Source organism: Micromonospora cabrerizensis, assembly GCF_022230955.1.
GTDB lineage: Bacteria > Actinomycetota > Actinomycetes > Mycobacteriales > Micromonosporaceae > Micromonospora > Micromonospora cabrerizensis.
Genome location: NZ_JAKKFI010000050.1, coordinates 48624 through 61233, shown reverse-complemented (window position 1 = coordinate 61233; position 12610 = coordinate 48624). Strand labels below are relative to the sequence as shown.

Genomic DNA, 12610 nt, shown 5'->3' with positions numbered 1-12610 from the left:
GTCAGACCTGCCGTAGCCCAGCCGGACCGGAGTCGATCCCAACCGGCGGCAGTGTCGCCAGGAGGTCGTCCGGTGGACTGGCAGGCAGCCGGAGGGTGAACGTCGATCCACCACCAAGAGTGCTCGACACCTCGACCCGTCCGCCATGGTTGCTGGCGATGTGTTTCACGATGGCCAGCCCGAGCCCGGTGCCGCCGGTGGCACGCGAGCGAGCCTGGTCGGCCCGGTAGAAGCGCTCGAAGATCCGGTCCACGTCGGTGGGGGCGATGCCGATGCCCTGGTCAGCGACGGCGATCTCGACGTGGTCGTCGTCGCCGCGCAGGGTGACCCGCACCGCTGTGTCCGCGCCCGAGTAGTTGATGGCGTTCTCCACCAGGTTCGCGACCGCCGTGGCGAGTTGGGAGTCGCTGCCGTAGGCGGTGAGGCCCCGCTGGCCGTCCACGGTCACCTCGACACCTCGGGCGGAGGCGGTGGTGCGGGTCCGGTCGACGACCTCGGCGATCACCCAGTCCAGCGCGACCGGCTCCGGTGGTGGCTGCGGCTCGGCGCCCTGCAACCGGGTCAACTCCAACAACTCCTGCACCAGCCGGCCCAGCCGGGTCGACTCGTGCTGGATGCGTTCGGCGAACCGGCGGGCGGCCACCAGATCCTCGGAGAGGTCGGGCGCCGCCGCGTCGGCCGGCTCGGTCGCGTCCAGCAGGGCCTCGGCCAGCAGTTGGAGCGCGCCGATCGGCGTCTTGAGCTCGTGGCTCACGTTGGCCACGAAGTCGCGCCGCACCCGGGTCAGCCGGTGCGACTCGGTCACGTCGACCGCCTCGACGGCGATGAAACCGTTGCCCAGACCCATCGCCCGCAGGTGCACGCCGAGCGGGTTCTCCCCCGCGCTGTCGCGACCCCGGGGCAGGTCGAGCTCTATCTCGCGCCGCACGCCGGTGCGTCGCACCTGGCCGGCGAGGGTACGGATCAGCGGGTGCGCGGCGATCGAGCCGGGCGTGCTGCCGGTACGAAGGAGCCCCATCGCGCGGGCGGCCGGGTTGATCAGCACGGGCTCGTCGTCGTTGTCGAGTACCACGACGCCGGCCCGGAGCGAGTCGATCGTCCGGCGGCCGAGCCCGGTCTGCTGCTCGTCGGCTATCGCGGGCCTCCCCCTGCTCCAGCGGGAGCTCGCGCTGCCCGTCGACGTGGAGCGGCCGGCCCGCGTGGGCAGGAACCGGGGCAGCAGGAAACCGGCGGCCAATCCGGCCACCAGCGCCACGGCGACCACGACCGCCACTGCCCACTCCACCCGGCGATCGTAGGGTCATTGTTAACCTGGCTACCACACAGATCGGGACGAACTACCCTCACTTTCAGAATTGTTCACCCCCGCGTCTGGCGTCGTTCACCGTGGTTCATCCGGGGTCCGTCCGCGCGCCCTACCGTTGGCGTCGCACCTGCTCAACCCCCTGCGCCGGCACCCGTCGGCGGCGACCGACCACAGGACGTGATGATGCGCGACGAGTTCCGGGCCGACCTCCAGATCGTCAGCCAACTGCTGGTGGACATGGCGGAGGGCGTCCGCGCCGCCATGCGCCAGGCCACCCGGGCCCTGCTCACCGCCGACCGGCAGGCCGCCGAGACGGTCATCGAGCGGGACGCCGAGATCGACGACCTCTACCGGCACGTCGAGGAGCGGGTCTGTGACCTGCTCGCCCGACAGGCGCCGGTCGCCTCCGACCTCCGGGCGATGATCACCGCGCTGCACGTGGCCGCTGATCTCGAACGGATGGGCGACCTGGCCGAGCACGTGGCGAAGACCGCACTGCGCCGGCACCCCTCCCCCGCCGTTCCGGCCGAGTTGCGGACGGTCTTCACCGAGATGTCCGAGATCGCCGACCGGATGGCGGTGAAGATCGGCTCGGTGCTGGCGAAGCCCGACGTCGACCTCGCCAGCGAGCTGGACGGCGACGACGACGCCATGGACGAGCTGCACAAGAACCTGTTCGCGGTGCTGCTCGGCGACGACTGGCCGTACGGGGTGGAGACCGCGATCGACGCCACCCTGCTGGGTCGCTTCTACGAGCGCTTCGCCGACCACGCGGTCAACGCCGGCGAGCACGTGATCTACCTGATCACCGGGCAGAGCGCGCCCACCAGCAACTGACGTACGAGACAGAGAAAGGGCCCCCGGTCATCGCCTCGTGCGTGACCGGGGGCCCTTTCCGACAGCTCAGCGACCCTGGTTGGCCACCGCCGCGGCGGCTGCCTTCGCGGCGTTCGGGTCGAGGTAGGTGCCGCCCAGCGTGAGCGGGCGCAGCTGCGGGTCGAGGTCGTAGCGCAGCGGGATGCCCGTCGGGATGTTGAGCTTGGCGATCGCCTCGTCGGAGATCTGGTCGAGGTGCTTGACCAGGGCGCGCAGCGAGTTGCCGTGCGCGGCCACCAGCACCGTCCGGCCGGCCAGGATGTCCGGGACGATCGAGTCGTACCAGTAGGGCAGCATCCGGTCGACGACGTCCTTGAGGCACTCCGTACGCGGCATCAGCTCGGTCGGCAGCAGCGCGTAGCGGGGGTCACCCACCTGCGACCACTCGTCGTTGTCGTCGATCGGCGGCGGCGGCGTGTCGTACGACCGGCGCCAGAGCATGAACTGCTCCTCGCCGTACTCGTCGAGGGTCTGCTTCTTGTTCTTGCCCTGCAGGGCGCCGTAGTGCCGCTCGTTGAGCCGCCACGACCGGCGCACCGCGATCCAGTGCCGGTCGGCGGCGTTGAGCGCCAGCTCGGCGGTACGGATGGCACGGCGCATCACGCTGGTGTGCACGACATCCGGCAGCAGGCTGTGCTCGCGCATCAGCTCGCCGCCGCGCCTCGCCTCGCCCTCGCCCTTCTCGGTCAGGTCGACGTCCACCCAGCCGGTGAAGAGGTTCTTGGCATTCCAGTCGCTCTCACCGTGTCGAAGCAGGACCAGCGTCCCGACGGTGGGCCCTTCGCTCGCAGTCATGCGGATCATCTTCCCTCAACCGTCGAGGGGACACGCGGGCAGCCGTCGTGACGACCACCACGTGAAAATGCGGGTGACCAGCGACTTGGCCCGCCACTAGGGTTGTAAGGCACGGCAGTCACATCGGTCATTACTTGCAAGCGGGGCGCCATATGCGGACGATGCGGAGCTGGTTCCGGGACACCACCGGCGGCCTGCCCACCACCTTCTGGTACCTGTGGTCGGGCACCCTGATCAACCGGCTCGGCTCGTTCGTCCTCGTGTTCCTCGCCATCTACCTGACCCAGGAACGCGGCTTCTCGGCCTCGCAGGCCGGGCTGGTGATCGGCCTGTGGGGCGTCGGTGGCGCGTTCGGCACGACCGCCGGCGGCACCCTCGCGGACCGGTGGGGCCGGCGACCGACGTTGCTCACCGCACACGTGGGCGCCGCCGCCATGATGCTCGGCCTCGGCCTGGCCCGGGATCTCTGGGCGGTGGCGCTGGGCGCCCTGCTGCTCGGCATGTTCGCCGAGGCGGCCCGACCCGCGTTCGGCGCGATGATGATCGACGTGGTGCCGGCGAAGGACCGCCTGCGGGCGTTCTCGCTGAACTACTGGGCGATCAACCTGGGCTTCGCCTGCGCCGCCGTCCTCGCCGGCCTCGCCGCACAGGCCGACTACCTGCTGCTGTTCGTTGTCGACGCGGCCACCATGCTGATCACCGCGCTGATCATCTTCAGCAAGGTGCCGGAGACCCGACAGGCCCGTTCCGGCGCAGGCACCGCCGCCACCGCGGCTCCGCGCGGCGCTCTGCGCACGATCCTCACCGACCGGGTCTACCTCGGCTTCGTGGCCCTCAACCTGTTCGCCGCACTGGTCTTCCTCCAGCACATCTCGATGCTGCCGATCGCGATGGGCGACGACGGCCTGAGCCCGGCCACCTACGGCTCCGTGATCGCGCTGAACGGCATTCTCATCGTGGTCGGCCAACTCTTCGTGCCCCGCCTGATCCGCGGCCGGAGCCGCTCCCACGTGCTCGCGCTGGCATCCGTGGTGATGGGCGTCGGGTTCGGGCTGACCGCGTTCGCCGGCACCGCCTGGTTCTACGGGCTGACCGTGCTGATCTGGACCGTGGGCGAGATGCTCAACTCGCCGTCCAACTCCACGCTGATCGCCGAGCTCTCGCCGGCCGAGCTGCGGGGCCGCTACCAGGGCGTGTTCTCCCTCTCGTGGCAGATCGCCGGGGCCAGCGCGCCGATCCTGGGCGGCCTGGTGCGCGAGCACATCGGCAACGACGCGCTCTGGTACGGCTGTGCCGCGCTCGGCGTCGTGACCGCTGTGGCCCACCTGGTGTCCGGGCCGGCCCGGGAACGGCGCGCCGCCGCGCTGCGCCGCTCCGGCGAGGCGTTGGTGCCGGTCAGCGCCACCCGGGGGCCCCAGCCCGCCGAGGTCGTCGTCTGACGAATCGCCCGAGGCTCGGGCGTCCGACTGGCGCGAGGCGGCCCGAGTTTTCTACGGTGCAGATGCAACTGTTAGGAAACTGAACTGTCGGGAGGTCGGTTGTACGCCGTGCGGCGCTGGTGGGACGACACCGCAGGCGGACTCCCCGCCACCTTCTGGTACCTCTGGGCCGGCCTACTGATCAACCGGGCCGGTGCCTTCGCCATGCTGTTCCTCTCGCTCTACCTCACCGACGTGCGCGGGGCGAGCATCGGCCTGGCCGGCACCGTCGTCGGCGCGTACGGGGCCGGTGGAGCGGCCGGAGTGCTGCTCGGCGGGGTGCTCGCCGACCGGTGGGGTCGCCGGGCGACCCTGCTCGCCGCACACCTGGCAACGGCCGGTCTGATGGTGGCGCTCGCCTTCAGCCGACCCCTCTTCCTGATCGCGGTGCTCGCCACGCTCATCGGCGTGGTCCACTCCATGCCCAGTCCGGCATTCGTCGCGGCGATCGTCGACGTGGTCCCCGCCGAGCGCCGCTCACGCGCCTTCAACCTCCAGTTCTGGGCGTTCAACCTGGGCATGGCGGTCGCCTCGCTGCTCGCCGGGTTGCTGGCCGAGGCGAGCTTCACCGCGCTGTTCCTGGTCGACGCCGGCGCCACCCTGGCCGCCGCCGCAGTGATCGGCTGGAAGGTGCCGGAAACCCTGCGACTGGCCCGGCTGGGCCCGGACCGGCCGTTGGAGCCCAAGCCCACAGCCGACCACCAGCCGGCCTCCCGCCCCCTGACAAGGTCCGTGCGACCCCGCCGGCCAGGCCTGCACACCGCGCTGACCGACCGCACGTTCCTGGTCTTCGTCGGGCTCACCTTCGTGCTGGCCGTCCTCACCATGCAGACGTCGACGATCATGCCGTTGGCCATGCGGGCGGACGGCCTGGGCCCATCGGCGTACGGGTTGGTGGTGGCACTCGGCGGCGCGCTGATCGTGATCGGGCAACTGTTCGTGCCCCGGCTGATCGACCGGCACCGCAAGGACGTCGTGCTGGCCGCCTCCACCGCGCTGCTGGCGGTCGGCTTCGGGGTGCTCGCCTTCGCCGACGAACTGGCCGTCTACCTGGGCGCCGCAGTGGTCTGGACGGTCGGCTCGATGCTGGCGGCCCCGCCCAACGCGCAGATCAACGCCGACCTGGCACCGCCACAGTTGCGGGCGCGCTACCAGTCGGTCTTCTACCTGACGTTCCCGGCGGCCGCGTTCGTCGCTCCCACCCTCGGCGGAGTGAGCCTTCAGCACCTCGGCGACCTGCACTGGCTGATCGTGGGTGGGCTGGGCCTGCTGGCCGCGCTCGGGCATCTGCTGGCCGGGCCGGCCCGGGAACGACACGTCGCCGCTCTGCGTCAGGCCACCCGGCAGGAGCCGACAATCGCAGACCGCGTGCCGAGCGCGTAATTGGCGTTACACGGCAAAGCGCCCACCACGACCCGAAGGTCATGGTGAGCGCCCGCCGGTGGGGCCGGCGGCGGCGGGCAGACACTCACCCCCGTAAGCGTCGCCCGCTCACGCCGCCGGTCCAAACAGGTGGGTCACCGTCCCCCAACGGTTAATCCACCCGTCCCCTCGCACCTCGCCTGGTGCGCGGATCTGATCGATCCGCCGCTCCCCCGAACGTTTCCAAGCGTGGTGCGGTGCAATAAAGCTAGTTCGCCCGGATTCTGGATTCAACCCAGAACGGCTGTCTCGCCCGTCACAACTGGCGAGTATCCGCTGCTCCGGCCTCGGTCATTGGCAACAGCCGCGTACCCGGCAGCCATTCCCGCAAACACCTCAACCGTCTTCCCGATCGGGTGACTCCGTCCGGAAGAAGCTGCTCTGCCGGCCGCTGCGCAGCTGTTCCTGGTAAATCAGGTTCAGCTTGCGCAGATCGAAGGTGTAAAACCAGTCATCCCAGGTGATTTCACGAATCCGGCTACTTTCCCGGTACCCGGGGATGTTGAAGGTCAACACACCCGCCCGACCATCCCGCTCGGTGCCGGCAATGGTCGCCGGCTTCGCCCCGCGTTCCCGGGCCCAGCGCTGGATCACCTCGTGATTCGTGGTGATCAGGCTCCGCCCGGGGCGCTCCGGCCGATCCGTCAACGACGAGATCACCTGCGAGCTACGGACCGACCGTCCGGTCCCCCGTCCGGTCCGGATCCCGCCGGCCGTCGTCCCGCCACCGGCCGACGGCGTCAGCGTGCGCTTCGCCGTCGCACTCTTGGCCGGCGCCGTGCGCTTCGCCGTCGTGCGCTTGGCCGCCGCACTCTTGGCCGGTGCCGTGCGCTTCGCCGTCGTGCGCTTGGCCGCCGCGCTCTTGGCCGGTGCCGTGCGCTTCGCCGCCGGCCGGGCCGGTGCCTTCTTCGCCGGCCGGGCCGGTGCCTTCTTCGCCGGCGCCTTCCGCGCGGGCGCCGTACGCGCCGTCGCTGTCTTGCGGGCCGCCGTGGTCTTGCGTGCCGCCGAGGTCTTACGGGCGGCGGTGGTCCGGCTCGCGGCCGTGCCCTTGCGGGCGGCCGTCGACGTCGCCGCTGTGGTCTTCTTCGCGGCGGTCGCCTTCTTCGCCGGCGCCCTCTTCGCCGCCGCCGTCGACTTCCGCGTGGCGGTCGTCTTCTTCGCGGCGGCTCGCTTCGCCGGTGCGCTCTTGTTCGCCGGCGCGGCCTTCGCCCGGCTCGGCGCCGCCCTGGCCGCCGACTTCTTGGTGGCGGCGGCGCGACCCGCCGACGCCCTGGTGCCGGTGGCCCGACCCGACGGGCCGGTGCTGCTCCGACCCGCGCCGGCCCGCATCGAGCGCACCAGCTGTTTCACCAGGTCGGGCTTGCGCAGCGCGGAGATCCCAGAGACCCCGCGTTTGCGCAGTTGCCCACGGATGTCGTCCACCCGCATCCGGGAGATCTCCGACTCGGAGACTCCCGGGGTACCCGGCGTCTGGTTGCCGGCCTGTCGCTTCGTCCTGGTCGCAGTCGCGCCGCGACCTGAGCTGTTCCGCTGAGCCATGGGACGCTCCGCTCCTTGACACTCCGTCCTCGGCGCGCGGGGGTCCCTTGCCGCACCGCGCGGTGCGGCATACCCGTCAGGAGCAGTCCGAACCACCGTCGGCTCGCCATGATCGTGCTCGATCCAGGATCGAGTGGCATCGGCACGTCGGTGAGGCCACTACTACCTGGTTCGAGCACGATCATGGCGCGGGGCGCGGGGCGCGGGGCGCGGGGCGCGGGGCGGCGCGCAGGCGCGTGCGCGCAGGGTGTGGGCGGCGCTGTGGGTCAGGCCGGGTCGGTGCCGGAGCCGGAGGGCTCGAAGAGATGGGCGAACGCGGCCAGGTTGGCGGTCGACTCGCCGCGCTTGACCCGCCACTCGTACTCCCGCCGGATCGAACTGCCGAAGCCGATCTCCAGCATCGTGTCGAACGACTCGTCGGAGTAGGTGAGCACGGAACCGAGCAGCCGGTCCAACTCGTCGGCGTCCACGCCGGCCGGGTTGACCCGCCCGGTCAGGTACACGTCGCCGACCGCGTCGGTGGAGAAGGAGACGCCGTACATGCGCGCGTTGCGCTGCAACAGCCAGGCCCACAGCTCCTCGCGGCGCTCGTCCGGTTGGCGCATCACGAACGCCTCGATGCGCAGCGCGTGCTCGCCGACGATCAGGTTGCAGATCGTCTTGAGCTTGTGGGTGCCCGGCAGGGTCACCGCGTACGAGCCGGGGCCGGTCGACTCCCAGGCCAGGTCACGCTCGGCACAGACCGACTCGATCAGGGACGCAAGATCGCTCTTCGGGCTCACCGGACCCACTCTACGACCGACCCGGCCCACGCACCGGTTGGCGACCGGCGCAGGCGGTCACCAGGAGCAGGAGAGCGCCGGATCACACGCCAGGTCCGCGGCGAGTCGGGCTCGGTGCGCGGCGATCGCCTCGCCGTACACCCCGAGCAGGCCGGTGACGGTGCGGTCCCAGGAGAACTGCCGCGCGTGCTGCTCGGCGCCGCGGGCCAGCACCGCCCGCAGTGCCCGGTCCGGCAGCAGACGGCCCAGCGCACGGGCCCAGTCGACCGGGTCGTGGCCGTCGATCAGGACGCCGCTCACCTGATCCCGTACGGCGGTGACCAGTCCTCCGACGGCGGCGGCCAGCACCGGCGTACCGCAGGCCTGCGCCTCCAGGGCGACCAGCCCGAACGACTCGTTGTGTGACGGCACCGCGACCAGGTCGGCGGCCCGGTACAGCGCGGGCAGGTCGTCGCCGGTGAGCGGGGGCAGGAACCGCACCCCGTCGGCGACACCGAGCGTGCCGGCCAGCTCGATCAGGGCGGTCGGCCGGTCCAGGCCGCTGCCGCTGGGCCCGCCGCAGATCACCACGGTCACCTGGTCGGCCAGTGCCGGGTCACGCTCGCGCAGGGCGGCAACCGCGCGGATCAGCACGTCGGGGGCCTTCAGCGGCTGGATCCGACCGACGAAGGCAACGACGTACCCCTCGGCCGGCAACCCCAGCCGGCGGCGGGCCTCGCGGGCAGCCGCGGACCGCTCGCCCGGCGCGGGCCGGAACCGACCCAGATCGACACCCGGCTGTACGACGGACACCCGGGCAGGGTCGGCGTCGTACCGGTCGAGGAGGTCGCTGGCCTCGAACCGGGTGTTGGCGACCAGCCGGTCCGCCTCGGCGACCACCTGCTCCTCGCCGATCACCCGGGCCTTCGGCTCTGGTCGGTCACCGGCCGCGAGCTGGGCGTTCTTGACCTTCGCGAGGGTGTGCGCGGTGTGCACCAGCGGCACACCCCACCGCTCCTTGGCCAGCCAGCCGACCTGGCCGGAAAGCCAGTAGTGGGAGTGGATCAGGTCGTAGTGCCCGGGCGGGCGGGACGCCTCGGCGCGCAGCACCCCGGCGGTGAAGGCGCAGAGCTGGCCGGGCAACTCCTCCTTGGTGAGGCCCTCCAGGGGCCCGGAGGTGATGTGCCGGACCTGCACGCCGGGCGCCATCTCGACCACCGGGGGGAGGTCGCCGGAGGTGGCCCGGGTGAAGATCTCCACCTCGACGTTGGCCTCGGCGAGCCGCCGGGCGACTTCGAGGATGTAGACGTTCATCCCACCGGCGTCGCCCGTGCCGGGTTGGTGCAGGGGGGAGGTGTGTACCGACAGGGTGGCGATGCGGCGCGGCCGGGGCCACGGTTGGGCACCTCGCTGACGCCCGACACCGGTGTGCATTTCCGCCACATCCGCTCCTTTGCCACGGTTGATGCCGTCCCGCACGACCGGCGCTTCTCGGTCAACCTGTACGCCGGATGTCATCTTCCCCATCGGGCTTCGGAAATTCCCGGCGCGGCCCCCACGGGTGACGGACCTCATCACCGGACGCCGTCGATGGCTACCCCCGCGCCCGGTCGGAGCGGACCGTGCGACCAGGGGACAATGGGGAAATGACCTCTGTCGCCATCGTCACCGGAGCATCCAGCGGGATCGGCGCGGCCACCGCCCGCCGGCTCGCCGCCGAGGGCTTCCACGTGCTCGCCGCCGCCCGCCGCGCCGAACGCCTCACCGACCTGGTCGCCGAGATCACCGCCGCCGGCGGGCAGGCCACCGCGGTGACCTGCGACATCACCTCGGACGAGTCGGTGGCCGCGCTGGCCGAGGCCGCCGCCCAGGCACCCGGGCCGGTCACCCTGCTGGTCAACAACGCTGGCGGGGCACGCGGACTGGACCCGGTGGAGTCCGGCTCGGTCGCCGACTGGCAGTGGATGTACGACGTCAACGTGCTCGGCACGCTGCGGGTCACCCAGGCGCTGCTGCCCGCGCTGGAGGCGTCCGGTTCCGGCACCATCGTGGTGGTCTCCTCCACCGCCGGCCTGACCGTCTACGAAGGTGGGGGCGGCTACACGGCGGCGAAGCACGCGCAGACCGCCATCGCCGGCACGCTCCGCCTGGAGCTGTGCGGCCGACCGCTGCGGGTGATCGAGATCGACCCGGGCATGGTGAAGACCGACGAGTTCGGGCTGGTCCGCTTCGAGGGGGACGCGGAACGGGCGGCCGCCGTCTACGCCGGGGTGCCGGGGCCGCTGGTCGCCGAGGACGTCGCCGACTGCATCGCCTGGTGCGCCACCCGCCCCGAGCACGTCAACATCGACCGGCTGGTGGTTCGGCCACGGGCGCAGGCGGCCCAGCACAAGGTGCACCGAGTCGGCCAGTGAAGCGCGAGGAGTGAGCCGGTCTTGCGAGCCCCGCAGTCGCGAACAGAGGGACGGGCAGTAGGGCCGGCGATGAGCGGCGTGGCGCGGCATCGGCCGGTCGGCGTGGTCACCCGGGGCACGACCAACCCGAACCGGCTCCGTCGGGTGGACAACTGGATCGTCGCCACCTGCGCCGACCGGCTGTCGGCTGCGGCCGACCCGCTGGTGGTCGACCTCGGCTACGGCGCCACCCCGGTGACCGCTGTGGAACTGCGCGCCCGGCTGGCGGCGGGGGTGCGTCCCGACGTACGGCTGGTGGGGTTGGAGATCGACCCGGCCCGGGTGGCCGCTGCGGCGCCGGCCGCCGACCCACCCGGCCTCACGTTCGCCCGGGGTGGGTTCGAGCTGGCCGGGCTCCGGCCGGTGCTGGTCCGCGCGTTCAACGTGCTCCGACAGTACGACGAGAGCGAGGTGCCGGACGCCTGGCGGACGATGACCGCCGCGCTCGCCCCGGGTGGGGCACTCGTCGAGGGCACGTGCGACGAGTTGGGTCGCCTCGCCAGTTGGCTGCTGATCGACGCCCACGGCCCCCGGACGCTGACCCTCGCCGCGAAGCTCACCACGCTGGGCAGCCCCGCAGAGCTGGCCGAGCGCCTACCGAAGGCGCTGATCCACCGCAACGTTCCCGGTGAGCCGGTGCACGACCTGATCCGCGCCCTGGACGGCGCCTGGCAGGCCGCCGCCCCGTACGCCACCTTCGGCCCCCGTCAACGCTGGCTCAGAGCGGTGAGCCGCCTCCGCGAGACGGGCTGGCCCATCCTCGACAGGCCCAGCCGCTGGCGCCAGGGCGAGGTAACCCTCCCCTGGCCCCTCCCCTGACCCGAGCTGGTCAGAGGGCGCAGTTGATGAGGACTGGCTCGGGGTGGAGGGTCACGCCGAAGCGGGCGTGGACCTGGTCGCGAATGTCGCGGGCGAGGGCCAGCAGGTCGGCGGTTTGGGCGGTGCCGCTGCGGTTGGTGAGGGCGAGCGTGTGCTTGCTGGAGATGGCCGTCCCGCCCGGGCCGGGGTGACCCTTGGTGAAGCCGGCCTTGTCGATCAGCCAGGCCGCGCTCACCTTGACCATGCCGTCGGATCCCGGCCAGGCGGGCGGGTCACCGATGTCGGCGGCGCGTTCCCGGAGCAGCTCGTACGTCGCCCCGTCGAGCACCGGATTGGTGAAGAAGGAGCCGACGGAGCGGGTGTCCGGGTCGGTGGCGTCGAGCACCATGCCCTTGCCCGCACGCAGCCGCAGCACCACCGCTCGGGCGTCGGCCAGCGGCACCTGGTCGCCCACCTCGACACCGAGCGCCCTGGCCAGCTCGGCGTAGCGCACCGGCCCGGAGAGCGGGGACCGGGTGAGCCGGAAGTCGACGGAGAGCACCACCCAGCGGTCGCCGTACTTGAAGATGCTGCCCCGGTAGGCGAACCCGCAGTCGGCGGCGGGGATGATCCGGCGGGTGCCGTCGACCCGGTCGTACACCTCGACGCCGGTGATCGTCTCGGCGACCTCCTGGCCGTACGCGCCGACGTTCTGGATCGGGGTTGCGCCGGTCGAGCCGGGGATGCCGGAGAGGCACTCCAGGCCGGCCCAGCCGTTGGCGACCGTGGCGGCGACGAGGTCGTCCCACGGCTCGCCGGCCTCGACCCGGACGGTGACCGACCCGGCGTCCTCCGCGACGACGCGCAGGCCCCGGGAACGCACCAGGACGACGGTGCCGGGGAAGCCGGAATCGCCGATCACCACGTTGCTGCCACCGGCCAGGATCAGGATCTGCTCGTCCACGGCTCGAACCGCCCGGATGATCTCTTCGGCACTGCCGGCGGTCACGACCCGCGCGGCCGACCCACCCATCCCTAGAGTCGTGTAGCTGGCCAGTGGACCAGGGATGGCACGATCGGCAGCGGTTGTCGGCTGGGCGGAGGCGTCTGGCACGCCCTTCACCTTAGGCTGAGTAATAGCCGTGGCACCCATTGGTCGCCCGGCACCCCCGGGAGGATGGC

11 protein-coding genes and 1 pseudogene are annotated in these 12610 nt (G+C 71.8%); 6 read left to right on the top strand and 6 right to left on the bottom strand.

From position 1 onward, the window contains the following. Nucleotide 1 precedes the first annotated feature (1 nt). On the bottom strand, nt 2–1285 hold the full coding sequence (locus tag LADH09A_RS08845) for a sensor histidine kinase (RefSeq protein WP_238644386.1): 1284 nt from the start codon (nt 1283–1285) through the stop codon (nt 2–4). A 204-nt stretch (nt 1286–1489) separates the two neighbouring features. On the opposite strand from LADH09A_RS08845, the gene phoU reads away from it, so the two are divergent. Further along, complete coding sequence (gene phoU, locus LADH09A_RS08840; RefSeq protein ID WP_088952041.1) at nt 1490–2143, top strand: phosphate signaling complex protein PhoU; 654 nt, start codon at nt 1490–1492, stop codon at nt 2141–2143. A gap of 66 nt (nt 2144–2209) precedes the next feature. Here the strand turns inward: phoU and LADH09A_RS08835 are convergent, their stop codons facing one another. Continuing rightward, entirely contained in the window at nt 2210–2977 is a 768-nt protein-coding gene (locus LADH09A_RS08835; protein WP_238644385.1) for a phosphoglyceromutase, read from the bottom strand. Between the two features lie 152 nt (nt 2978–3129). On the opposite strand from LADH09A_RS08835, the gene LADH09A_RS08830 reads away from it, so the two are divergent. Next, nucleotides 3130–4416: an MDR family MFS transporter gene (locus tag LADH09A_RS08830; RefSeq protein WP_238644384.1), complete on the top strand. Its 1287-nt coding sequence runs from the start codon at nt 3130–3132 to the stop codon at nt 4414–4416. Between the two features lie 99 nt (nt 4417–4515). Beyond that, nucleotides 4516–5838 carry an MFS transporter gene (locus tag LADH09A_RS08825; RefSeq protein WP_238644383.1) on the top strand — a complete coding sequence of 441 codons (1323 nt, stop codon included), beginning with the start codon at nt 4516–4518 and terminating at the stop codon, nt 5836–5838. A gap of 375 nt (nt 5839–6213) precedes the next feature. Here LADH09A_RS08825 and LADH09A_RS08820 read toward each other — a convergent pair. Then, nucleotides 6214–6811 (bottom strand): annotated as a pseudogene (locus tag LADH09A_RS08820) (hypothetical protein); the annotation flags it as partial. Between the two features lie 54 nt (nt 6812–6865). On the opposite strand from LADH09A_RS08820, the gene LADH09A_RS32175 reads away from it, so the two are divergent. After that, nucleotides 6866–7411 (top strand): hypothetical protein, encoded by a 546-nt coding sequence (locus LADH09A_RS32175; RefSeq protein ID WP_443677150.1) that lies wholly within the window; start codon nt 6866–6868, stop codon nt 7409–7411. Between the two features lie 271 nt (nt 7412–7682). Here LADH09A_RS32175 and LADH09A_RS08810 read toward each other — a convergent pair whose 3' ends face one another. Continuing rightward, nucleotides 7683–8198 (bottom strand): type III secretion system chaperone family protein, encoded by a 516-nt coding sequence (locus LADH09A_RS08810; protein WP_238644380.1) that lies wholly within the window; start codon nt 8196–8198, stop codon nt 7683–7685. 57 nt (nt 8199–8255) lie between these two features. Continuing rightward, on the bottom strand, nt 8256–9620 hold the full coding sequence (gene mshA / locus LADH09A_RS08805) for a D-inositol-3-phosphate glycosyltransferase (RefSeq protein ID WP_238644379.1): 1365 nt from the start codon (nt 9618–9620) through the stop codon (nt 8256–8258). A gap of 203 nt (nt 9621–9823) precedes the next feature. Between mshA and LADH09A_RS08800 the strand changes: the two genes are divergently transcribed. Together LADH09A_RS08800 and LADH09A_RS08795 are read left to right on the top strand one after the other, a co-directional pair. Beyond that, complete coding sequence (locus tag LADH09A_RS08800; protein WP_238644378.1) at nt 9824–10591, top strand: SDR family oxidoreductase; 768 nt, start codon at nt 9824–9826, stop codon at nt 10589–10591. Nucleotides 10592–10660: 69 nt separating this feature from the next. Then, the gene (locus LADH09A_RS08795) at nt 10661–11449 is read left to right on the top strand and encodes a class I SAM-dependent methyltransferase (RefSeq protein WP_238644377.1); all 789 of its coding nucleotides are present in this window, start codon (nt 10661–10663) and stop codon (nt 11447–11449) included. Nucleotides 11450–11459: 10 nt separating this feature from the next. Here the strand turns inward: LADH09A_RS08795 and LADH09A_RS08790 are convergent, their stop codons facing one another. Then, nucleotides 11460–12581, bottom strand: coding sequence for a UDP-N-acetylmuramate dehydrogenase (locus LADH09A_RS08790; RefSeq protein ID WP_274529231.1), 1122 nt, complete (start codon nt 12579–12581; stop codon nt 11460–11462). Nucleotides 12582–12610 lie beyond the last annotated feature (29 nt).